The sequence below is a fragment of the Neisseria sp. P0008.S010 genome (assembly GCF_051962715.1).
Classification (GTDB): Bacteria; Pseudomonadota; Gammaproteobacteria; order Burkholderiales; family Neisseriaceae; genus Neisseria; species Neisseria elongata.
The window spans coordinates 1-303 of record NZ_JBQCVA010000235.1 but is presented as its reverse complement, the minus strand read 5'-3'; the positions used below and the strand labels follow the sequence as shown (position 1 = coordinate 303).

The 303-nt window shown below is 53.8% G+C and carries 1 rRNA gene; it reads right to left on the bottom strand.

Annotated features, from left to right (window positions below):
- Window positions 1–303: ribosomal RNA gene (locus ACTHSL_RS13370) — 16S ribosomal RNA — on the bottom strand; the annotation flags it as partial.

The following is a 303-nucleotide window of genomic DNA, read 5'->3' as shown; positions in this document are numbered from 1 at the left end:
TTTCAAAAGCAATTCCAGGGTTGAGCCCTGGGATTTCACTCCTGACTTTCATAGCCGCCTGCGCACGCTTTAAGCCCAGTGATTCCGAACAACGCTTGCCCCATTCGTATTACCGCGGCTGCTGGCACGTAGTTAGCCGGTGCTTATTCTTCAGGTACCGTCATTAGCCCAACGTATTAGGTCAGACCGTTTCTTCCCTGACAAAAGTGGTTTACAACCCGAAGGCCTTCTTCCCACACGCGGCATGGCTGGATCAGGCTTGCGCCCATTGTCCAAAATTCCCCACTGCAGCCTCCCGTAGGC